We start from the raw sequence: 23,169 nt of genomic DNA, 5'->3' as shown, positions 1-23,169 counted from the left end.
CTACAAAAAATGAAAAGCGATGAATAAGAAACTTGTATATGTAGTTGTGGTGCTTGTCGCGGCATCGGGTTGTTCCGATCTTTTTGAACCGGCCATCCGGAACAACCGGGATTTGAGTGACATCCACGATGAGCCAAAGTACGCTGCCGGATTGTTGTACAATGGCTATACACGGCTCCCTACGAATGGCTGGTCTTTCAGCGATATGGCCACGGATAATGCCGTTTCCAATGACGAAACCAATGCATATTATACTGTGGCCACAGGGCAATGGGCTTCAGACAACAATCCCCTGAATCAATGGACAAATTCAAGGGCAGCTATCCAATACCTCAATCTGATGCTGGAAGAGGTCGATATGGTAAAATTTTCCGATGATCCGGTAATCAATCAGCTTTTTGTTGAGCGCACGAAAGGGGAAGCTTACGGACTGCGGGCGCTGTTCATGTATCATTTGCTCCAGGCACATGGCGGCGACGCCAATGGCGAATTGTTGGGTGTGCCAATCGTGCTGGAACCGGAAGACCCATCTTCCGATTTTAATCAGCCGAGAGCTACGTTCGAGGCCTGTATGCAGCAGCTGTACAGTGATGTGGAGACAGCACTCGGCTTGCTACCCCATGATTACGAAGATGTCAGCAACGTATCAGCAATACCGGCCAAATACACCTCGCTGGGCATTGGGGTTAGCGAATATAACCGGGTGTTCGGACAAGTGATGCGTTTGCGGCTGTCGGGGCGTATCCTGCGGGCGGTACGCGCACAGGCAGCATTGCTGGCGGCAAGCCCGGCATTCAGCCACGGGAACACCACCACTTGGGCTGATGCAGCGAACTATGCTGCCGAAGTGATCGATCTAAACGGCGGGATTACCGGATTGGCACCCAACGGGGTTACGTGGTACGACAACCGCAACGAAATCGATGGGCTTGGGTCTGGAGTAAACCCGCGTGAAATCCTCTGGCGTACAAACATCGAAGGAACAAGCAGCACTCTGGAGGCGCAGCATTTCCCGCCCACGCTATATGGAGCCGGATTGCTGAACCCAACCCAAAACCTGGTCGATGCATTTCCGATGGCCAACGGCTATCCCATTACTGCGGAACAGGCACAATATAATGATAACACACCCTATGCAAACCGGGATCCCCGGCTACAGCAATTTATTATTGTCAATGGAAGTACAGCAGGGGCCAACAATACGGCCATTTACACAGCAGTAGACGGAGGCACCAATGACGGGCTGAACCGGGTAGAGACATCCACACGTACCGGCTATTATATGCGTAAGCTGCTGCGGGGCGATGTTAACCTCAATCCAACCAGTGTTAACGCCCAACGGCACATCAAACCGCATATCCGGTATACCGAAATTTACCTGATTTATGCCGAAGCGGCTAATGAAGCATGGGGGCCGACTGCTACCGGTGGCAATAACTATTCCGCCTATGACGTAATCAAAGCTATCCGTCAACGGGCAGGGATTGGCCTCGACAATGGTGATGCCTATTTAGAGTCGGTCAAAGCAGATCAGGCAGCCATGCGGGAGTTAATCCGTAATGAGCGCAGGTTGGAACTCTGCTTTGAGGGATTCCGTTTTTGGGATCTGCGCCGTTGGAAGGCCAACCTTACCGAGACAGCAAAGGGCGACCACATCGAAAACGGAAATCACCGAATTATCGATGTAGAAGATCGGGTGTACCGGGATTTTATGATTTACGGTCCAATACCGTATAGCGAAATATTGAAATTCAGTGCATTACGGCAAAATAACGGGTGGTGAGTACTGCGGAGTCAATTGGAGGTTGTTTTAGAAGATAAATCATTTAGACATGAAACATATAGTTTATATCAGCGTAATACTTGTCACGTGCTTCACATCGTGTAAGAATGACGACTGGGAGTTCCCGGACTTTGACTACCAGACTGTGTATTTTGCCTATCAGTACCCGGTGCGTACCATTACGTTAGGGGAGGATATTTTTGATACGACGCTCGATAACGAGGGCAAATTTCGGATCATGGCCACCACGGGAGGCGTGTATACCACACGAAAGGATATCATTATTGATTTCGTGGTGGATGATGCGCTATGCCAGGGGTTGTTATTCGGAGGGGGCGACGGCGATGTGGTACCGATGCCGTCAAACTACTATGCATTGGCTTCTGATCGCATGGTCATTCCAGCTGGGGAAATCGCGGGTGGCGTGGAAGTACAGCTGACAGACGCTTTTTTTGCCGATCCTTTGGCGCTGAAGCGGACGTATGTGGTACCGGTACGGATGACGGGCGTCAATGGCGCAGACTCTATTCTGTCTGGAGTTCCGTTAGTCGCTAATCCGCAGCGGAGTGTCCCCGCGCATTGGGAGGTGGCACCCAAAGACTTTACCTTATACGCGGTGAAATATATCAACCCGTGGCATGGCTTTTACCTGAGAAGGGGCAAAGACGTCATTACCGGAAAGAACGGAAATGCTTCCCTGACCCGCACGGTTATTCGGCATGCCGAATTTATAGAGAACGACGAAGTCAATCAGTTGGTTACCCGATCCCGGGGCGAAGTGGAGTTTCCATTGGCATTTCCAGATGTCGACGGCGTCAATGTCACAGCTGATATTCTGCTGACGTTTGACGAGGATGGCAACTGCAACGTGACTTCGGCGGCGGCCGGATACACCGCATCGGGCAGCGGTAAGTTTGTAAAGCGTGGGGAAAAGAACAGTTGGGGAGCGCAGGACCGCGACGCGATTTACCTGGAATACGAGATCGACTTACCCCAGATGCATATTGCCGCAACGGATACACTGGTCGTCCGCAACAGGGGGGTATCAATGGAAACATTTACCCCCGTATTAAAGTAAATCTAACCATTTAGCAAAAGTAAGATGAACCAACTATGTAAAATGGGCTTACCGGCAATAGCGTTGTTCATGGCAGCCGCTTGTAATGAGTATGAGCCACTTGCCTTCCATGCAGTTAAGCCCGAGAGCGTGGTCCTGCAGGAGGATATTGATTCATACGATGCGCTAAAGTCGTATATCGATAGAAGCGTCCACAACCAGTTCAAATTAGGGGGGGCGACTTCCCTTTCCAGCTATGTCCAAAAAGGGGTGATGTACCGGCTGATGAACAGAAATTTTGACGAGATAACCCTGGGCTATGCAATGAAACACGGCGCAGTGGTACAGGCCGACGGCAGCCTTGCCCTGTCGGACGTGGCTGGTTTCTTGGCGATGGCCAACGCGGCAGGCTTATCCGTATATGGCCACACGCTGTGCTGGCATGCCAATCAAAATGCCGCTTACCTCAATAAGCTGATAGAACCAACGGTCATTCCCGGGACAGCCGAACCGACCTTGGGTGGTAATGAGATCGGAAATTCGGATTTCGAGTCGGGGATCGATGGCTGGAGCGGCTGGGGCAATAATTCCACAATGAACCAAAGCCAGCAAGGCGAGGGCGCTGACGGCTCGGGGTATGCACTTATGTTTATCAATCCATCCCAGGTGAATGCGTGGGAAGCACAGGTGGCCTATGACTTTGCGGTGGAGCTGCAATCAGGGGCAAAGTATGTGTTGAATTTTAAGGTGAAGGCCAATAAAACGGGGACCATAAGCGCTAATCTGCAGGATCCCTCCAATTACGCGGGGCGTGGAGACTTCGGGTCAGTAGATTTGACAACCAGCTGGCAGGAGGTCACCTTGGAAACCGTTGTTTCAGGCGAAAATGCTAAGCGTTTTCTTTTCAATTATGGAAACTTTGACGGTACGGTATGGATTGACGATATTTCATTACGAATATATAACGAGTCGGGCGGCGGAGGAGATGCCGGCTATGCGTATACATTTACCAATCAGTCTGCGGTAAACTTCTGGGAAGCACAGGTAGCGTATGATTTGCCGAATTTGGAAAACAATCAGGAATACGTGCTGAAGTTTGCCGTAAAGGCCACGGAAGCAGGGACTATACGTGCTGAAGTGCAGTCTACGTCGGATTATTCGTCCAATAGCTTCGGCACTTTCGCGGTAAGTCCGGCATGGCACGAATATGAATTTACGACTACTACAACCAAAGGCGACCGCAACCGGCTTGTAATCAGTTTTGGCGACTATGTGGGTACGGTGTATATCGACAATGTGTCGCTAACCGTTAAAAACAGTGCTTCAAATTTGATTGCAAACGGTGATTTTGAGAGCGGGACCGACCAAGGGTGGGCGGGATGGGGGAATGGATCGACCAGAGGCGTGTCAGCGTACGGAGAAGGCTTCGGTGGAGTGGGCGATCAAATCATTGAAAAGACCCCCGAGGAAAAGAAGGAGATTTTGACAACGGCTTTGGAAACCTGGATAGCGGGCATGATGGAAGTCGCGAAGGACCATGTACACGCATGGGATGTGGTCAATGAGCCCATGTCAGACTGGCCGGATCCTTATCAGTTGAAAACAGGCGTGGGAAAAACGGATATGGCCAGCGACGAGTTTTACTGGCAGGACTATTTAGGAGCGGATTATGCCGTAGTAGCTTTTAAGTTGGCGGAGCAGTATGGCAAGCCGGGTGACCTGCTGTTCATCAACGACTACGGCCTGGAATCAAGCCTGGATAAGTGCAAGGGCCTGATTGAATATGCAAAATACATCGAAAGTCAGGGAGCACGGGTAGATGGAATAGGTACGCAGATGCATATCAGCACATCCAATGACAAGGAGCGGATAGCAGAGATGTTCGAACTGTTGGCCGCTACAGGGAAGTTGATAAAAATATCGGAACTTGACATTGGTGTGGGCGTGCCGACAGCCCAGGCGACCGAGCAAGATTATCAAGCACAGGCGGAGATGTACCGATACGTGGTCGAAAAGTATTTTGAGCTGATTCCTCCGGCACAGCGTTACGGCATTACGGTCTGGAGTCCGCTGGATAGTCCCCAAGGTTCAAGCTGGCGGGCGGGTGAGCCGATTGGATTGTGGACGGAAGGGTATGTCAGGAAGCCGGCTTATGCAGCTTTTGCCGAAGCGTTAACCGGCCAATAAAATAACGCACGTGTGTATGACAAAACAGGTGCTTAGACTCTTTTTGCTTTTGGTAGTAGTGACAGGTTATGCTGCTGCGCAAGAACGATCACTGACGCTATGGTACGATGCCCCTGCGGGCGACGACTGGCTGCGTGCGCTACCCATTGGCAATGGCTTCCAGGGGGCCATGGTATATGGCAACGTGGAAAAGGACGAAATCCAACTCAATGAGGGTACGGTATGGACAGGAAGCCCAAATCGGAACGATAGTCCGACGGCACTGGCCGCATTACCGGAAATTAGGAAGCTGATTTTTGAAGGCAAGCACCGCGAAGCGCAAACACTTGCGGACCAAACCATGATGGCCGGGAAGTCGAACGGTCAAGCATTTCAGCCCGTGGGCAGTTTGCACCTAATCTTTCCGGACCATCAGGAGCCTACTTCCTACCGGCGCGAACTGGATATCGAGCGGGCCATAGCGGCGACAGAATATGAGATAGATGGGATTACTTACCGCCGGGAATATTTCGCGTCAAATCCGGCGCGCCTGATCATTATCCGGTTGACGGCCAGTAAGCGCGGGTCGCTGCGTTTTGATGTTGCGTTGTCTACGCCGCAGCCGGAAGCAACTGTCGAATGCAGCGGTAACATATGTAGTATTAGCGGGGCCACCGGGGGTTTTGAATCCGTGCCGGGCGGGGCACTTCGGTTTCAGTGCTTGGCCCAAGTGCGAGTCAGCGGTGGGAAACTGACTGCCACAAACGGGCGCCTCCATGTTACGGATGCAAATGCTGCCACAATTTTAGTCAGCATAGGCACCAATCATATCCATTACGCTGATTTAGGGGGCGACGAAGCAAAAAGGGCAAAAAAATACCTCATCAATGCGCGCGGCAAATCCTATAAGCGCCTGGTGGATGAACATGTCAAACAATATCAGCCGCTATTCAACCGGGTTGCCTTACAAATCGGCAAACCGTCTCCCTCGTCGAAGCCAACGGACGAACGATTGGCAGCGTTCCGGCAGGGGATGGACCTTGATATGGTCAATCTGTATTTTCAATACGGCCGTTACCTGTTGATCGCTTCTTCCCAACCGGGCGGGCAACCCGCCAACCTTCAAGGGATTTGGAATAAGGATATGAGTCCGCCCTGGGACAGCAAATACACGATTAATATCAATACGCAGATGAATTATTGGCCAGCGGAGCGGACCAATCTGCCGGAAACTCATCAACCACTATTTGACCTCATTAAGGATATTTCTGATACCGGAAAGGAAACTGCGCGGGTGATGTATGGAAGCGGAGGATGGGTTGCCCACCACAATACAGATCTGTGGCGTATTACTGGGCCGGTAGACGGTGTTTTCTGGGGTATGTGGCCCATGGGCGGTGCTTGGCTTTCGCAACATTTATGGGAACATTATCTGTACCATGGGGATCTGGAATTTTTGCGGCATGTTTATCCGATTTTAAAAGGAAGCGCGGCATTTTTTGTCGATTACCTTATACCGGAACCCACGCATGGCTGGCTGTTGGTGTCGCCCAGTATCTCTCCCGAAAACGCACCCCAAAGCCGCCCAGGAGTGTCGATTGACGCCGGTACGACCATGGATAACCAATTGGTTTTTGATGTATTTGATGCGACCATCCGGGCGGCCGATGTGTTGGGCACTGATGAGGCGTTTGCAACCTTGTTGAAGGAAAAGCAGGCCTTGTTGCCGCCGATGCAGGTCGGCAGGCATGGTCAGCTACAGGAATGGTTGGCCGATTTGGATGATCCGGAGGATAAACATCGGCATATTTCGCACCTATACGGACTGTTTCCATCCCGGCAAATATCGCCGTTTCGGACACCCGGCCTTTTTGCGGCGGCGCGGGTGACCTTGGAACAGCGCGGCGATGTCAGCACCGGTTGGAGTATGGGGTGGAAAGTAAATTGGTGGGCGCGTATGTTGGACGGAAACCGTGCGTGGAAGCTGATCCGGGAGCAGTTAAGCCCGGTGGGAACAAACAAGGACGGAGGCGGTAGCTATCCGAACCTCCTTGATGCCCACCCTCCATTTCAAATTGACGGTAATTTCGGCTGTACCTCAGGAATTGCCGAAATGCTTCTGCAAAGCCACGATGGGGCTATTCACCTATTACCTGCCCTGCCTGATGATTGGAAACCAACTGGATCGGTAAGTGGTTTGCGCGCGCTTGGCGGCTTTGTTATCGAACACTTAGCATGGAAGAATGGCCGGATTACCCGGCTCACTATACGCTCTGAACTTGGCGGAAACCTCCGGTTGCGATTGGGCGCGCCGATGCCACATGCTAACCTGAAGGCGGCATCGGATGGTGCAAACCCAAATCCATTCTTTTATGTGCCGGCAATAAACCAGCACATAGACAAACAATTGGTATATCCCGATGGGATGTCTGATGTGTTTGAATATGATATAGCCACACAAAAAGGCAAGACTTATCATGTTTTATAAGGTATTCGGTTGATAGTTGTCGAATAAACACTTAAATTCGCAGAACGCCATTTATATACCAAAAACGTAAGTTATGTTCCGATACATTTTCTTTTTATCAGCCGCATTGCTATGTTCGAGGTGTGCGTCTGCCCAATCAGGTAAACTCTTTACTGTAGACTCGGAACTTTCCAGCAGCATGGTCACGGACGTCCATCAGGGACGGAGTGGCTACGTATGGATTGCAACCGAAGATGGGTTAAATAGATTCGACGGTATCAAATTCAAGGTGTATAGGCACAACGAGCACGACCCTCATTCCGTGCTGAACGATATGGCGTTGGTTCTTGCCGAGGATAAGCAGGGGCAGATGTACGTAGGTTACATTAATGGTGTTCAATACTACGATGCTGCGAGCGATTCGTTTCATCATATCCCGCTTAAACTTCAGAATGGTCAGGAAATAGCTGCCCATGTCTTGACCATCGTCCAACGAAAAAACGGCCAGATGCTTATTGGAACGTCGGGCCACGGCATATTTGAACTGCAACAGAGGTCTGGCCGGTGGGAGGGTACTAAGCTTGAAGGGCTGGTGCCAAGCAATATGATCATCCGGATATTCGAAGACCAAAAAGAAAATCTTTGGATTGCGACGGAAGACAACGGGTTATTCAGGTTCGGCGACGGAAAACTAACGGATTACTTTGCAGCTAAAAAAGTCCAGAATAATGTGGTGTCCAGTATATGCGAAGACAAATACGGTACGATCTTCGTCGGCAATATGAGCGGTGGACTATTCCGATACAACACGATTGACGATGCGTTTGTTCGGGTACATTATAGTGGCGGAGGGGATCTTGCCGTGGCAGATTTGCTGGTCAGTTCGCGGAATGAGTTGTACATAGCTACCAACGGAGCGGGGATGAAACTATACGATGAGGAATCAGGCGTGGTTAAGGACATGGACCTGACGATGACGACGTTCGATTTCAATACAACAAAAATAAACTCGATCCTTGAAGACAATGCTGGAAACATCTGGATGGGTATGTACCAACGCGGAGTATTTTTGCTGCCCACGCATAAAAACAGCTTTGGCTATATCGGGTATAAATCGGTAAACCGTAATTTGATTGGTTCAAATTGCGTGATGTCGATATTTGAGGATAGTAAGGGCACGTTTTGGATTGGCACTGATAACGACGGACTATATGCCCTGGGTCCAGATGGCGGTTCGAGCAGGCATTACGGGTGCCGCGGTGGAGTACGGTCGGTACCTTCCACCATTATGTCCATTTATGAAGACTCATATGGAGATCTCTGGATTGGCTCCTATTCGGATGGTTTAGCAAAGTTTAACCCGCACACCGGTCAAAGCACCTACTTAACGGAGCTTGTGGATAAAAACGGAGATTACGTACAGCGCATATACGGGCTACGGGAGGATAAGGAACAGCGCCTTTGGATAGCCTCCATGGGATCTGGACTGTTCTGTCTCGATTTGAAATCCGGTACCATCCGTAATTTTAGCGCCGTTGACGGCACGGTATACCGCCCGGATGGCAACTATCTACCCAACGATTGGATCAATTGTCTACTGTTATCGAGAAATAATAAGCTTTACATCGGCACTTTTGATGGGTTAGCCTGTTTGGATTTGGAAAATGAAAATTTTGTGACGGCGTTTGGGACCAACCGGTTGCTCAGTAACACGGTGGTGTATTCACTTCATGACGACGATAAAGGGCATTTGTGGGCGGGTACTTCCCGGGGACTGGTATGCCTCAATATTGCTACCCTTGAAATGAATATCTTTGATATGGATAACGGCCTGCCCAGCAACCTCATCTGTGCTGTGGAGGGAGGTCCAAACGGGGATATCTGGGTAAGTACGAACCGCGGAATCGCAAAAATGGACGTATCGGAATCCCGATTTTTGAATTTTTATGCCGGGGATGGACTTCAGGGCAACGAGTTTATGACCAAGGTTTCGCTCGCGGCGAAAAACGGGGATTTATATTTTGGAGGAATACACGGCGTCACTTACTTCAGACCCGGCGAAATCCACATTCAAAATAAAAAACGGATCGTGAACATTGTTGATTTTTACGTGCGTGATAAGGCGGTGAGAAAAGGTATGAAATCCGGGCGCTATGCGATTGTGGATACCGCGGTAAACCATGCGCAAACATTTCATTTGGACTACCGTGACAATTCATTCAGTGTGGAATTTTCCACGATGGATTTCAATGACTCCGAAAGGGTTTCATACGTGTATTCACTAAATAACAACGAATGGCTTGCTTTGCGGCCGGGCAACAATCGCCTGGCGTTCGACAACCTGGAGGCCGGTGAATATCGCTTGCGCATCCGTGCCCGATCAAACGATACATTTTCCGATATTAAGGAGGCCCGGATTATCATTCATCCTGTTTGGTTCCAGTCTACATTGGCCAAATGGATGTATGCGCTGGTAACGATTATGATTTCGGTTGCCATTGCAAAGGCCTATCGAAACCGGCGACGCATACAACAACAAATGCAGGTCCATCAGCAAGCCGAAGCGGTCAACGAGGCCAAGCTACAGTTTTTTATCAACATTGCACATGAAATCCGAACGCCATTGACCCTAATCATCAGTCCGCTGAAAAAACTCATCGAAAACGATGGGGATGGTAAACGTGGGCATTTGTATGCTATCATGAATCGCAATGCGCGTCGCATGCTCGACTTGGTCAACCAACTGATGGATATCCGGAAGATTGAAAAGGGACAAATGAGTCTGCAGGTTGAGTGCGTGGATATGGTTAAGTTTACCAAGGCAATCTGCTCAATGTTTGAAGAGCAACTTGATGCAAAAGATATTACCCTGACGGTGGAGAGCCCGTGTAGCCAACTGTTCGCTAACATCGACCCAAGGAATTTCGATAAGGTGTTGATGAATATCCTTGCTAATGCCTGTAGATTTACGCCGATGGGCGGCACCATAAAGGTCACATTGGAAGCTGTTGAGGGGCACGGGTCGAAAGGCAGCCCTGAATATATGCGGATTGCGGTGTCAGACTCCGGACCAACCATTGATGAGCAAGAGGCTGAACGCCTATTCGAATGTTTCTATCAATCGAAAAGCCATGGCGATCGAAACCGCCAAGGTACCGGTATCGGACTTTACCTGGCCAAGCAGTTGGTCGAGCTGCATGGGGGAACGATCGGCGTTGAAAACCTAAAGGAAAACGGATGCCAGTTTGTTTTGATACTGCCGATTGAGCTTGAAGCGGCATCAACGCGTGTCGTTTCGGCACCCGAAAAAGGGGTAGCAGTGGAACAAGACCAGGTGATGCTTGACGTGGCACAGGGACCTGAAGGAACGAAAAAGCGGGCGCAACGGCTTGTCATCATCGATGACGACAGTGAGATACGCGCTTATCTCCATGGCGAATTTAGCGATGACTATACGGTAACGATATATACAGACGGTTCCGAAGCATATCCAGGCATCTTGAAAGAACCGCCAGAGGTGGTAATCAGCGACATCATGATGCCCGGCATGGACGGATTCACACTATGTCGCAAAATCAAGAGCAGTCCGTTGGTGAACCACATACCCGTTGTACTCCTTACGGCAAAAGCCGAAGATTCAGACAATGCAAAGGGATTGGAATGCGGTGCCGATGCGTACGTTGTTAAACCGTTTCATGTAGACGTTCTACGGAAACTAGTGAAAAGTTTGATCAGAAACAGGCAGCTTATTCGAAATAGCGAAAGAGAACAACAGTTCAAGTCGCAATTTATTTCCAAGATTGACCTTAAGAGCGCCGATGAAAAACTGATGGAGAAAGTACATCGCATCATCGAAGAGAATTTAAACAATCCACGTTTGAGTGTTGAGATGATTGCTACGGAAATCGGAATAAGTAGGGTGCACTTGCACCGGAAGCTGAAGGAACTAACGAACCTGACCACGCGGGACCTCATCCGGAATATCCGGTTGAATCAAGCCGCCGATTTGATTGGCAAAAAGAACTTAACGGTATCGGAGGTCGCCTATGCAGTCGGTTATTCTGACGTTAACCATTTTTCGGTGTCCTTTAAGCAACTGTACGGTGTGCCGCCAACGGATTATGTAATAGACGCCGCTACCTACGCTCGTCAGGATTGACGGCAAAATTTTTTGAGAAATCCTTTTGCAATCGGTTGCATTTGTGAGTTTTTGTTTTTATCTTAGCTGTGGAATGAGACCAAGCATAAACCGGAATGGTATTTTCTTTATTGCTTAAGGCTTTAATGCCAACGTTGGTTTTATGTCGGCGGCGTTTGTCAAACAGAGAAATTTAATATCAAAGAAGAATGAAAGTTCATAGACGCTTGTGGCTATCCGTGGCTTGTACCGGGGTAGCTTTATTTGTAGGTTGCCAAGGGTGTGACGACCCTATGGAACAGCACATAACATTAAAGCAGGTCTTCCAAGATGATTTTTTGGTGGGAACCGCACTGAGTCTTGGTCAGATCAATGAAACAGACGCACCCACCGATTCATTGATCAAACGGCAATTCAATGCCATCACGGCAGAGAACATTATGAAGGCCGAAATCGTCCACCCGGAGTGGGATAGGTTTGACTTTGAGGCCGCAGATAAATTTGTGGCGTATGGACGGAAAAACAACATGCATATCGTGGGACACACCTTGATCTGGCACAGCCAGCTTCCACCGTTTGTCTCGCGGATCAGCAGCGCTGACTCACTGCGCCAATTTATGCAACACCATATCGGCACTGTTGCCGGACGGTACGCGGACGAGGTTGACGGCTGGGATGTGGTGAACGAGGCGCTGAATGAAGACGGTAGCCTACGTCAATCGATTTTTTATAACCTCCTCGGTGAGCAATACTTGGTAGACGCGTTTAAATTGGCAGAAGAGGCTGCGCCAAGCGCCGAGCTGTACTACAACGATTATAATAACGAACAACCGGCAAAGCGCGAAGGGTGCATTGCACTTATTAAAAAACTCCAGGAAGCCGGTGCCCGTATTGATGGGGTGGGCATACAGGGGCATTGGCATGCCGGCCGTGTGCCTTTCGATGAAATTGAGAAAAGCATTGAGGCCTATGCTGCACTGGGACTGAAGGTAATGATTACCGAACTTGATCTTGAGGTGCTTCCGCGCGACTTCCAGGGTGCCGACGTGAACCAGCGCATGGCCGCGGGCGACCGTTCGCTGAATCCGTATGCAGACGGACTGCCGGACAGTGTGGGACATCAACTGGCGGCGGACTATGAAAACCTGTTTAAGCTTTTTCTGAAACACAAAGACAAAATCAGCCGGGTAACGTTTTGGGGCGTAAATGACGGGCAATCGTGGCTGAACTACTGGCCGATAGCCGGAAGGACGAATTATCCGCTGCTTTTTGACCGGAATAACCAGCCTAAAGAGGCCTTCCGCCGAGTTGTAGCAATTAAAAATAACTTCAATCGATAACTTTATGCTTGACACAGAAACGATGCAACAGCAACAGCGGGTTAGGGCCGAAAGACTGTCGGTAACCGAAAAAGTGGGGTACAGCCTGGGCGATTTGGCTGCGAATCTGGTGTTTCAGACACTGATCACGTACCTCGCTTATTTTTATACCGATATTTACGGCCTCAGTACGGACCACGCTTCTGTTGTTATGCTGGTAGTGGGACTGGTTGCCGCATTTGCGTTCAATCCCATTGTGGGTGCCCTTGCTGACCGGACCGAATCGCGGTGGGGCAAGTTCCGCCCATGGATATTGTGGACGGCCATTCCGCTCGGTGTGGTTGCATTGCTGGCATTCAGTACACCCCAATTTTCATACAAGGGCAAACTTATTTATGCGGTGGTCACTTACACCTTGTTGCTGCTGCTGTATGCGGCAAACAATTTGCCTTACTCTGCGTTGAGCGGTGTCATCACGGGCGATATGAGCGATCGGAACAGTCTATCCGCCTACCGCTTTGTCGCCGTTATGTTCGCGCAGTTTTTCGTGCAGGTGTTCATGTTGCCCATCATCGAAACTGCAGGGGGGGGGGATCGGGCGGTGGGCATTGAAAAGGTGATGACATGGTTGGCTGTAATCGGTACGGCCATGCTGTTGATCACGTTTTTCACGACAAAGGAGCGTGTCGTGCCCAAGCCGGAACAGAAATCCAGTTTGCGGGAAGATTTGAATGACCTGTTCCGGAGCCGGCCATGGATCGTTATGTTAGTGCTGACAACACTGGTTTTCGTGACGCTGGCCATGAAGGGCGGAGCCTATGTATATTATTTCAAAAACTACGTGGATACCGGCAGCCTGGCCCGGTTTGTCGGCCCGATAACGGAACGCCTTGCTGGCCTTGGCCTTAATTTTTTCGGGGAAGATCCTTCATCCGCTGGCTTCGGGTTATTCAATGCTGGGGGGATAGTTTTCATGATCGTCGGCATCACGCTGTCAAAAGGATTGGCTGATCGGCATGGCAAACGGGATGTATTTGGCATTGCACTGTTTATTTCAACACTATTCTTGCTGCTGTTTTACTTGTTCCCCCCGCAGGCAGTGGGACTGATGTTCGGGGCGCAGATGCTGCACGGTTTTTTTTATGGCATCACCATACCGCTGCTGTGGGCGATGATAGCCGATGTGGCGGATTATAGCGAGTGGAAAAACAACCGCCGTGCCACGGGCATCATCTTTTCGGCAATGATGGTGGGGCTGAAGGTTGGCCTTAGCCTTGGAAGCTCCCTGCTGGCTGGGATACTCAGCCGCTACCATTACATCCCCAACAGTGATGTCGCCCAAACAGCGTCCGCTATTCATGGCACCAAGCTGTTAGTGAGTGTTTTCCCCGCTATTCCGTTTTTGATAGGTGCGGGACTGCTTTTTTTCTACGAAATCAATAAGGAAACAGAATCACGGATAGAAACCGATTTGCAAAAACGACGGAACAAGTAATCACCAATCACTAACCACCAGTCACCAATCACTAACCACTAATCACCAATAAAAAACACCATGCCAGAAGAACCGATTGATCATATCGATTTTGAAGAACTGAATAAAAGGGCAATTTCGAATCCATTGGTTACCCACCTTTTCACCGCCGATCCGTCCGCCCATGTTTTCGGCGGGAAAATCTATATTTACCCATCGCACGACATCGATGCGGGGGTCCCTTTTGATGATTTGGGCAACCATTTTGCAATGGAGGATTACCATGTGTTTTCCATGGAACACCCCGGAGCTGAGGTAATAGACCATGGGATTGCCCTGCACATCCGGGATGTGCCCTGGGCGGAAAAGCAGCTATGGGCTCCCGATGCCGCCGAAAAAAACGGGACCTATTACCTGTTTTTTCCGGCTAAAGATTACGACGGTATCTTTCGCATCGGCGTGGCTACAAGCGATTCGCCTGCCGGCCCGTTCATCCCACAGCCGCAGGCCATGAAAAACAGCTTTTCCATTGACCCCGCCGTGTTCAAGGATAACGATGAGGATTACTATATGTACTTTGGTGGGATATGGGGCGGACAATTGCAGCGGTGGCGAACCGGAACATTCAACGGGGTGGGAGAGGGACCGTTCGCGCACTTGCCTGCGGCTGATGAACCCGCATTGTGTGCAAAAGTGGCCAGATTAAGCGGTGACCTATTGGAGTTTGACGAAGAGCCAAGAGATGTCGTATTATTGGATGAAAATGGGCGGCCCCTCAGACAAGGCGATACAGAACGACGGTTTTTCGAGGCGCCCTGGGTACATCGGTACAACGGCAAATATTATTTTTCCTATTCCACCGGTGATACGCATTATATCTGTTATGCCATCGGCGATAACCCTTACGGGCCATTTACTTACCGCGGTAAAATACTGAACCCCGTGGTAGGGTGGACTTCCCACCATTCCATTGTGGAGTTTGCCGGAAAATGGTACTTGTTTTACCATGATTCCAGCCTTTCCAAAGGCATAACGCATTTGCGTTCGATGAAAGTAGCGGAACTGACTTATGACGAGGCCGGTGATATCCGGACAATAAACCCCTATGGTAAACCGTGACGATGAAGTACCTATTGATATACCTATTGTGGTCGATAGTGCTGATGCAACCTGCCCTTGCAGACGTGAAGCTGCCAAGGCTAATCAGCGACGGGATGGTATTGCAGCGGGATACTGATGTACGGATTTGGGGATGGGCCGCCCCGCAGGAATCCATTGTACTCACGTTTGCTGGGCAAACCTATCGGGTACGCGCGGATAAGCAGGGGGATTGGGATTTACGGCTCCCTCCGATGGAAGCGGGCGGCCCCTATACGCTGGAAATCCGGGCCGATAACCGGATTACCGTCAAGGACGTTTTGATTGGCGATGTATGGTTCTGTTCGGGGCAGTCCAATATGGTGCTGCCCATGGAACGTATCAAAGAAAAATACCCCGATGCCATCGCCCGCGCGATGTATCCGGAAATCCGGAACTTTTTTGTCCCCACGGCGGCGGATGTCAATGGGACGCATGCCGATCTTCCCGGAGGGCAATGGGTAGCTACAACGCCCGAAAGCGTATACGCAATGGGTGGTCTTACGTTTTTCTTTGCCCGGCAATTGTATGAGAAGCATGGCGTGCCCATCGGTATCATCAATGCAAGTGTTGGCGGTACGCCCGTGCAGGCATGGGCGAGCGGGGAAGCTTTGGCCGGTATCGAGCCGTATGCATCCCGTTTGGCCTGGTTGCGGGATAGCGCTTCGCAGGAACCAAACCATGCGCACCGCGAATTGCGCCCGGCGGATCTGTACGGAGAACCCGTTGACAAGGGACTGTCCGGACCATTGCCATGGTTTGATTCCGCATTTCAACCGGAGGGTTGGCGGAAATTCTGGATGCCGGGATATTGGGACGACCAGGGAACGCGGAACCTTCATGGGGTACTTTGGTTCCGGAAGGAGGTCGATATTCCTCCGGCGATGGCGGGCCGTCCGGCAAAACTGTTTATGGGGCGTATCGTGGATGCCGATGAGACATACGTCAACGGCGTAAAAGTGGGAAACATTACCTATCAATATCCGCCGAGGCGGTATGAAGTGCCGGGGGGAGTGTTAAAGGCGGGCTCAAATGTGATTGTGGTGCGGGTGACCAACACCGAAGGAAAAGGGGGGTTCGTCCCCGACAAAAATTATATGTTGACCGATGGGAACGATACTATCGATTTGCGCGGCGATTGGCGTTACCAGGTAGGGTTGGTGCAGCCTCCCCGCGTTGTACATGCAGAATCCCGGCTGAATCCGCAGAATGAACCTGGCGGTCTGTTCAATACCATGGTGGCTCCGGCCACCCGTTATGCGGTTAAGGGGTTTCTTTGGTATCAAGGCGAGTCCAATACTCGTCATCCGGAGAATTACGGTTTATTGCTCACCACGTTGATTGCCGACTGGCGGGAAAGGTGGGGGCTGGGTGAATTGCCTTTTATCTATGCGCAGTTGCCCAATTTCATGGAAGTGGATTTTTTACCTGCGGAAAGTAACTGGGCGGCCCTCCGTGAGCAGCAGTTGCAGACATTGGCGGTTCAACGCACGGCTATGGCGGTGACCATTGATCTGGGAGAGTGGAATGATATTCATCCGCTCAATAAGAAGGACGTCGGCGAGCGTATGGCGCTCGCTGCGGAAGGGTTGGCCTATGGCGATACTGCGACAGTGTATTCCGGCCCCTTAGCCACATCAGCCAGTGTAACAGGCAATCGAATCACGGTTTCGTTTGCCCACACCGGAAGCGGTTTAACAATAGGGAAAGGCGATGAATTATGCCATTTCGCCATTGCCGGTGCAGACGGGCGGTTTGTGTGGGGGAAAGCACGTATAGCTGGGGATACGGTAACCGTATGGCATGATGCGATTCCGGAACCGCGTTATGTCCGGTATGCGTGGGCCGATAACCCGGAGTGCGCAAACCTGTACAATCGGGAAGGCCTGCCTGCATCGCCCTTCCGCATCGATGTGGATGATTTCCGGTAGCTATCGTTTTTTTCTTATTTTATTTGGGTTTTTTGAATGAATTTTAACAGCTTTGGTGAGGTTTTGCCTTATTTATTTGTTTTTGCCTGAGTTTATGACGCCTTTTGTGTCGGGCATGGAGCGGAAAACCCAATATTCCAAGCGATGGCTTCAAGTAAAGGATTGATTTTTGAACGGATCTACTATAGTTACTATAAGCCACTATACTTTTTTACTGTTGAGCTCTTGGGCGATGCGCAGGATGCGCAGGATGTTGTAGCGGAAACGTTTGTGAAATATTACCAACGGCAGGAACGGTTTATGGAAGAGCAGCACGCCAAAGCATTCCTGTTTATGACCGCCCGGCATGCTGCGCTGAATAGTATCCGTAACAGGAAAAACCATGAAGCGAAAGCGGATGCGGTTGCCAGAGAGCTAACAAGCGATAACAATTCCTTTTTTGATAAATTAGTGTTGACCGAACTTATTCGGCAAATTGCGGCAGAGGTAGACAAGTTGCCCGAAATGCAGCGGAAGGTATTTATATCGGCGTATTTCGACGGCAAGACCACCGAGGAAATCGCTCTGGAATTAGGGATTAATGCCGAATCGGTGTACAACAATAAAAAACGGGCGCTCAATAAACTCCGGCTGGTCTTTAAAGATAGCGATATCGCCTTGTTTATTTGTTTTTTTAAGTTGTTTTGGCTGAATTAGGTCGTATTCCTCGGGAAAATACATTTTTTTTCTTTTTGCAGGATAGATTCCGGCAATTGAAGTGTTACAGATCCGTTACTTAGTGAATTAATGGACGAACACGCCGAATATATCGCACAGCTGTTGTTGAAGCACATCAACGGGACACTTAGTGAAAATGAAGCGCTGGAACTGCGGGCATGGGCGGCAGAGAAATCCTCCCACGCGGCCTTGCTGGAACAAGTGAATTCCGCCACCTTTGTCACCGAAAAGTTGCGTGCTTATCAAGGCAGGGCAATACCCCGGCCCGACGAAATTCCCGCGCTCCGGAATGCGATGGCGAACAGGGGCAGCCGTCTCCGTTATCTACGGGGGTGGTTACCGTATGCGGCGGCAATAGTGTTCGTTTTGTTTGTAGGAGTGCTCACCTATCAATTAAGCTCCAAGGTCAGCAACCCCCAAAATGATGGTATGGCAGCGGATATCCAGCCGGGGGGCAATCGTGCCACCCTGGTGCTGGAAAATGGCAGCACGATTGATTTAAGTGCTGAACATAGCGGCATCATTGTTGGGCAAACGATTAAATATATTGACGGATCCATGGTCCGTATCCCTGACAAGACCGTATCGCGGGGGCGGAAAGATGCCGCTAAGCCCGGCGCGGTCACGGAAGATGGCGCCTCCAATTATTTAGCGCTCGTTACGCCGAGGGGCGGCCAATACCAGGTTACCCTTCCGGATGGAACACGCGTATGGCTCAATGCAGCCTCTTCACTCAGGTATCCAAGCCGGTTTATGGGCGATGAGCGTATCGTTGAGTTGGAAGGGGAGGCCTATTTCGAAGTGAGTGAGCGATGGTCCGAAAATAGTGACCGATCCGCTGCCAAGCAGCCATTCTTGGTCAAAACGAAAGCGCAAACCGTCGTTGTACTTGGTACGCGGTTCAACGTCGCGGCTTATCCCGATGAGCCGGAAACGAAGACCACATTGATAGAAGGGGCCGTACTGGTGTCGCCCGTAGCCGATCGGCCGTCGACGGCAATCCTGAAACCCGGCCAACAAGCAATACTTAGCAATGGGCAACTAAACGTACGGAAGCTTGATGCCGCGCTGGAAGTGGCGTGGATTAACGGATATTTTACGTTTGAAAACGAAACCGTCCAGAGCATCATGCGCAAGGCTGTACGTTGGTACGACCGGCTGGAAGTGGAATACGAAGGAATCCCCGATAAACGGTATACGGGAGGGTTCTCAAGAAAATCTTCATTGTCGCAATTCCTGCAAATTTTAGAACTTAATAATATCCGGTACGAAAGAAAAGCAAATAAAGTTGTCATCAAACCATAGGCAAGGAAAGCCTATGGGCAGTTTATTTTCTATTTAACATCAACAGACTATGGAACAACAATACCCACCAGATTAAATCAATCAAATCACACCTAATTCCGCGGTTCCTGGCAGAGGAACACCAAACTAACAACAAAGTTATAATCTAACCAACAAAAAAAATGAGTTTGTTTATTAAGCTCTTTGAACTCTTATGTCATATAGGAAAACACCGGGCTGCACCCTTTTTAGCTGGCCACAGGTCCTTTTACCGCAAGGTTAACGGGGTCTTCTTTTTATTCATATTATCTACGTTGCAAGTATCCGCTGTCGTTATTGAACTGTGGGCGCAGCCGGTAGATCTCTCATTGAAAGAAGCGTCGCTTGAAAGCACGTTGAAGGAAATCACTAAGCAAAGCGGTTATATCTTCTGGTACGAAGAGGGACTGCTCAAGAATAGCAATAAGGTGACCCTCAGGGGAAGGGATATGGACGTGAAACAAGTGCTGGAGCAGATCTTTGAAAAACAGCCCTTAACCTATGAGATTGTGGGGAATACCGTGGTGTTGAAGAAGAAAGAGGCGGTATATGTCGACCCCGCCGCCGGCCGCAGGGTACAGGAAAACATCCGGGTGAGCGGGGAAGTGACAGATACGGCAGGAATGAAGCTGCCCAGTGTGTCGGTTTTCGTGAAAGGGAAAAGTAACCTGGGGACAACGACCGATCTTAATGGAAAATATGTGTTGGATGTGCCGGAAAATGCGATATTGGTGTTCAGCATGGTGGGGTATGAGACCGCCGAAATCGCAGTGTCGGGCCGGATAAACATTGATGTCGTGCTCAGCCCGTCCGCATCGCAATTGGATGATGTGGTGGTTGTCGGTTTTGGTCGGCAGAAACGAACCGACATGATCGGATCCGTGGTTTCGGTAAAGCCGGAGCAACTCAAGGTGCCTTCCAGTAACCTGACAACCGCATTGGCCGGCCGGGTGGCCGGCATGATTGCCTTCCAACGAAGCGGTGAACCCGGCATGGACAACGCAGACTTTTTCATCCGGGGGGTGACCACATTTGGCTATAAAGTGGACCCGTTGATTCTGATTGACAACGTAGAAGTTACAACAACGGATCTGGCACGTTTACAAGTGGATGATATTGCCGACTTTTCCATCATGAAGGATGCCACGGCAACGGCGGTATACGGGGCCAGGGGCGCAAACGGCGTCATCCTCATCACCACCAAAGAAGGCAAGGAAGGACCGGCCAATATTTCGTTGCGGGTGGAAAATTCCGTTTCCACACCCACCAGAAACGTGGAACTGGCCGATCCCGTAACCTATATGAAAATGGCAAATGAGGCGATACTCACCCGGGATCCGCTGGGCTTTCTGCCATTTTCGCAACGGAAAATTGAACGCACCGCAGCGGGCGGGAACCCGTTGGAATATCCTGCAACGGATTGGCGGCAGGCGCTGCTCAAGGATTACACCATGAACCAGCGGGTCAACCTCAGCGTTAACGGAGGCGGCAAGGTGGCCCGGTACTTTGTGTCGGGCGCGCTCAATCAAGATAACGGGGTACTGAAGGTGGATAGAAGGAGCAATTTCAACAATAACATCGATCTGAAAACCTATTCCCTGCGAAGCAACGTTAATATCAACCTCAGCAAGACCACCGAGCTGATTGTCCGGTTGAGCGGGTCGTTCGACGATTACACCGGTCCGATTGATGGCGGAACCAAGGTGTACCGCGATATCATGCGTACCAGCCCGGTACTGTTTGCGCCGTATTATCCTGCCGAGGGCGAATATTCATGGGTGAAGCATATCATGTTTGGCAACTTTGGAACCGGCGGGTATCTGAATCCGTATGCAGACATGGTGAAGGGTTACCGGGAATACTCGCGTTCCATGACACTGGCGCAATTGGAACTAAAGCAGAATCTGTCGTTCCTTACCGAAGGGCTGGCGTTCAGAGCACTGGCCAATACGACGAGAAACGCCTATTTTTCAGTGGGTAGGCAGTATAACCCATTTTATTACGAGTTTAGGGGCGAAAGCCCATTATCGCCGGGTACGTACACCTATTACCTCATCAACGAGAACCAAGGAACCGAATATCTTGATTACAATGAAGGGGAAAAGACGGTGAGTTCGGTGTTCTATATGGAAGCGGCGTTGAGCTATAACCGGACGTTTAACGACAAGCACGCACTGAGCGGTATGTTGGTAAATATCATGCGAAACCAACTGAATGGCAATGCCGGCGACCTGCAGTTATCATTGCCTTTCCGCAACCTCGGTGTATCTGGCCGGTTTACCTATGCTTATGACAGCCGGTATTATGCTGAGTTCAATTTCGGGTTCAATGGTTCCGAGCGTTTTTACAAAACCAACCGCTTCGGGTTTTTCCCATCTTTCGGTTTGGCGTGGAGTGTCTCAAACGAAAAGTTCTGGGAAGATTTGAAGCCGGTTGTGTCTAACCTGCGTATCCGGGGAACCTACGGACTGGTAGGAAACGATGCGATTGGAAGCCCCAGCGATCGCTTTTTCTACTTGTCTAACGTGAACATGAATTCATCCGACCGTAGCCATGCCTTTGGAAGGGAGCGGGGCAACTCGAAAAATGGTATTTCCATCACCCGGTACTCCAATCCGGATATCACTTGGGAAACCGGCTATAAAACGAATATCGCGTTGGAGCTTGGACTGCTTGACAAATTACAGCTTACCGCAGACTACTTCAATGAACATCGTAAAAACATTTTGATGGTGCGCTCAGATATTCCAACGACAATGGGGCTGTCGGCCGACATATCGGCCAATCTCGGAGAGGCATGGGGAGAAGGTGTCGACCTGTCCGCCAACTTTTCGCACAGCTTTTCGCAGCACCTCTGGATGCAAAGCATGGCCAATTTTACGTATGCGACCAGCAAATACAAAGTGTATGAAGAACCGCTATACGACGAGCATTGGTTAACCCGGGTGGGGTACCCCATCTCGGTTAGGAGAGGATACATCGCCGAACGGTTGTTTGTAGACGATGATGAGGTAGCTAATTCACCCCAGCAGCATTTCGGTGAAGTGCGGGGTGGCGATATCAAATACATGGACATCAATGGCGACGGCCAGATTACGGAGCTAGACCAGGTTCCGATGGGCTATCCGCAGACGCCTGAAATCAACTATGGATTCGGTGTGTCGGTAGGTTATAAGTCGTTCGACATCTCGGTATTCTTTCAGGGATTGGCAAGGGAATCCTTTTGGATCGACCCCCAGGCAACTGCACCATTCAGACGTTATACCTATTCGGGTGAATCGTTTCCTGAAGAAGCAATTCTGCAGAACCAGGTGCTGAAGGCATATGCAGACAGCTATTGGTCTGAAGAAAACCGGAATGTTTATGCGCTGTGGCCACGGCTGAGTCCGGAAGGAGGAAATACAAACAATGAGCAGAACAGCACTTGGTTTATGCGCGATGGTACATTCCTGCGGCTGAAACAACTGGAAATGGGATATTCGCTGCCTAAACACCTGATTTCAAAAATCCATGCCCAACGGCTCAGGGTGTACCTCAACGGCACTAACTTGCTCACGTGGAGCAAATTCAAGCTGTGGGATGTAGAAATGGCCGGAAACGGTCTGGGGTATCCTATCCAACGGGTATTCAATATTGGTATCCAACTTTCATTCTAAG

General features: G+C 50.2%; 12 protein-coding genes. All 12 read left to right on the top strand.

Annotated features, from left to right (window positions below; translation table 11 throughout):
• Positions 1-19 precede the first annotated feature (19 nt).
• Positions 20-1,783, top strand: coding sequence for a RagB/SusD family nutrient uptake outer membrane protein (locus BM030_RS14240; protein WP_090974275.1), 1,764 nt, complete (start codon positions 20-22; stop codon positions 1,781-1,783).
• A 49-nt stretch (positions 1,784-1,832) separates the two neighbouring features.
• Positions 1,833-2,861 carry a DUF5627 domain-containing protein gene (locus BM030_RS14235; RefSeq protein ID WP_079716126.1) on the top strand — a complete coding sequence of 343 codons (1,029 nt, stop codon included), beginning with the start codon at positions 1,833-1,835 and terminating at the stop codon, positions 2,859-2,861.
• 24 nt (positions 2,862-2,885) lie between these two features.
• Entirely contained in the window at positions 2,886-5,027 is a 2,142-nt protein-coding gene (locus BM030_RS14230) for an endo-1,4-beta-xylanase (protein ID WP_090974274.1), read from the top strand.
• Positions 5,028-5,043: 16 nt separating this feature from the next.
• Complete coding sequence (locus tag BM030_RS14225; protein ID WP_090974273.1) at positions 5,044-7,494, top strand: glycoside hydrolase family 95 protein; 2,451 nt, start codon at positions 5,044-5,046, stop codon at positions 7,492-7,494.
• A 73-nt stretch (positions 7,495-7,567) separates the two neighbouring features.
• Positions 7,568-11,632, top strand: coding sequence for a hybrid sensor histidine kinase/response regulator transcription factor (locus tag BM030_RS14220; RefSeq protein ID WP_090974272.1), 4,065 nt, complete (start codon positions 7,568-7,570; stop codon positions 11,630-11,632).
• A gap of 188 nt (positions 11,633-11,820) precedes the next feature.
• A complete protein-coding gene (locus BM030_RS14215; protein ID WP_211657613.1) occupies positions 11,821-12,951 on the top strand; it encodes an endo-1,4-beta-xylanase in 1,131 nt (376 codons plus the stop codon).
• A gap of 4 nt (positions 12,952-12,955) precedes the next feature.
• Complete coding sequence (locus BM030_RS14210; protein WP_211657612.1) at positions 12,956-14,425, top strand: MFS transporter; 1,470 nt, start codon at positions 12,956-12,958, stop codon at positions 14,423-14,425.
• 60 nt (positions 14,426-14,485) lie between these two features.
• The gene (locus tag BM030_RS14205; protein ID WP_090974269.1) at positions 14,486-15,523 is read left to right on the top strand and encodes a glycoside hydrolase family 43 protein; all 1,038 of its coding nucleotides are present in this window, start codon (positions 14,486-14,488) and stop codon (positions 15,521-15,523) included.
• A 2-nt stretch (positions 15,524-15,525) separates the two neighbouring features.
• Positions 15,526-17,472, top strand: coding sequence for a sialate O-acetylesterase (locus tag BM030_RS14200; protein ID WP_090974268.1), 1,947 nt, complete (start codon positions 15,526-15,528; stop codon positions 17,470-17,472).
• 144 nt (positions 17,473-17,616) lie between these two features.
• Entirely contained in the window at positions 17,617-18,168 is a 552-nt protein-coding gene (locus tag BM030_RS14195) for an RNA polymerase sigma factor (RefSeq protein WP_090974267.1), read from the top strand.
• A gap of 90 nt (positions 18,169-18,258) precedes the next feature.
• Positions 18,259-19,494 carry a FecR family protein gene (locus tag BM030_RS14190; RefSeq protein ID WP_090974266.1) on the top strand — a complete coding sequence of 412 codons (1,236 nt, stop codon included), beginning with the start codon at positions 18,259-18,261 and terminating at the stop codon, positions 19,492-19,494.
• Between the two features lie 293 nt (positions 19,495-19,787).
• Positions 19,788-23,168: a TonB-dependent receptor gene (locus BM030_RS14185; protein WP_244518963.1), complete on the top strand. Its 3,381-nt coding sequence runs from the start codon at positions 19,788-19,790 to the stop codon at positions 23,166-23,168.
• Position 23,169 lies beyond the last annotated feature (1 nt).

The sequence above is a fragment of the Parapedobacter composti genome, from assembly GCF_900112315.1.
GTDB lineage: Bacteria > Bacteroidota > Bacteroidia > Sphingobacteriales > Sphingobacteriaceae > Parapedobacter > Parapedobacter composti.
The sequence above is the reverse complement of the archived record's forward strand: the minus strand, read 5'-3'. Positions and strand labels throughout refer to the sequence as shown.

What these genes read in the sequence shown, in the direction of transcription:
- BM030_RS14240 (WP_090974275.1), top strand. Translation starts at nt 20, where the DNA reads ATGAATAAGAAACTTGTATATGTAGTTGTGGTGCTTGTCGCGGCATCG.
- BM030_RS14210 (WP_211657612.1), top strand. Translation starts at nt 12,956, where the DNA reads ATGCTTGACACAGAAACGATGCAACAGCAACAGCGGGTTAGGGCCGAA.
- BM030_RS14200 (WP_090974268.1), top strand. Translation starts at nt 15,526, where the DNA reads ATGAAGTACCTATTGATATACCTATTGTGGTCGATAGTGCTGATGCAA.
- BM030_RS14225 (WP_090974273.1), top strand. Translation starts at nt 5,044, where the DNA reads ATGACAAAACAGGTGCTTAGACTCTTTTTGCTTTTGGTAGTAGTGACA.
- BM030_RS14235 (WP_079716126.1), top strand. Translation starts at nt 1,833, where the DNA reads ATGAAACATATAGTTTATATCAGCGTAATACTTGTCACGTGCTTCACA.
- BM030_RS14220 (WP_090974272.1), top strand. Translation starts at nt 7,568, where the DNA reads ATGTTCCGATACATTTTCTTTTTATCAGCCGCATTGCTATGTTCGAGG.
- BM030_RS14195 (WP_090974267.1), top strand. Translation starts at nt 17,617, where the DNA reads ATGGCTTCAAGTAAAGGATTGATTTTTGAACGGATCTACTATAGTTAC.
- BM030_RS14190 (WP_090974266.1), top strand. Translation starts at nt 18,259, where the DNA reads ATGGACGAACACGCCGAATATATCGCACAGCTGTTGTTGAAGCACATC.
- BM030_RS14230 (WP_090974274.1), top strand. Translation starts at nt 2,886, where the DNA reads ATGAACCAACTATGTAAAATGGGCTTACCGGCAATAGCGTTGTTCATG.
- BM030_RS14215 (WP_211657613.1), top strand. Translation starts at nt 11,821, where the DNA reads ATGAAAGTTCATAGACGCTTGTGGCTATCCGTGGCTTGTACCGGGGTA.
- BM030_RS14205 (WP_090974269.1), top strand. Translation starts at nt 14,486, where the DNA reads ATGCCAGAAGAACCGATTGATCATATCGATTTTGAAGAACTGAATAAA.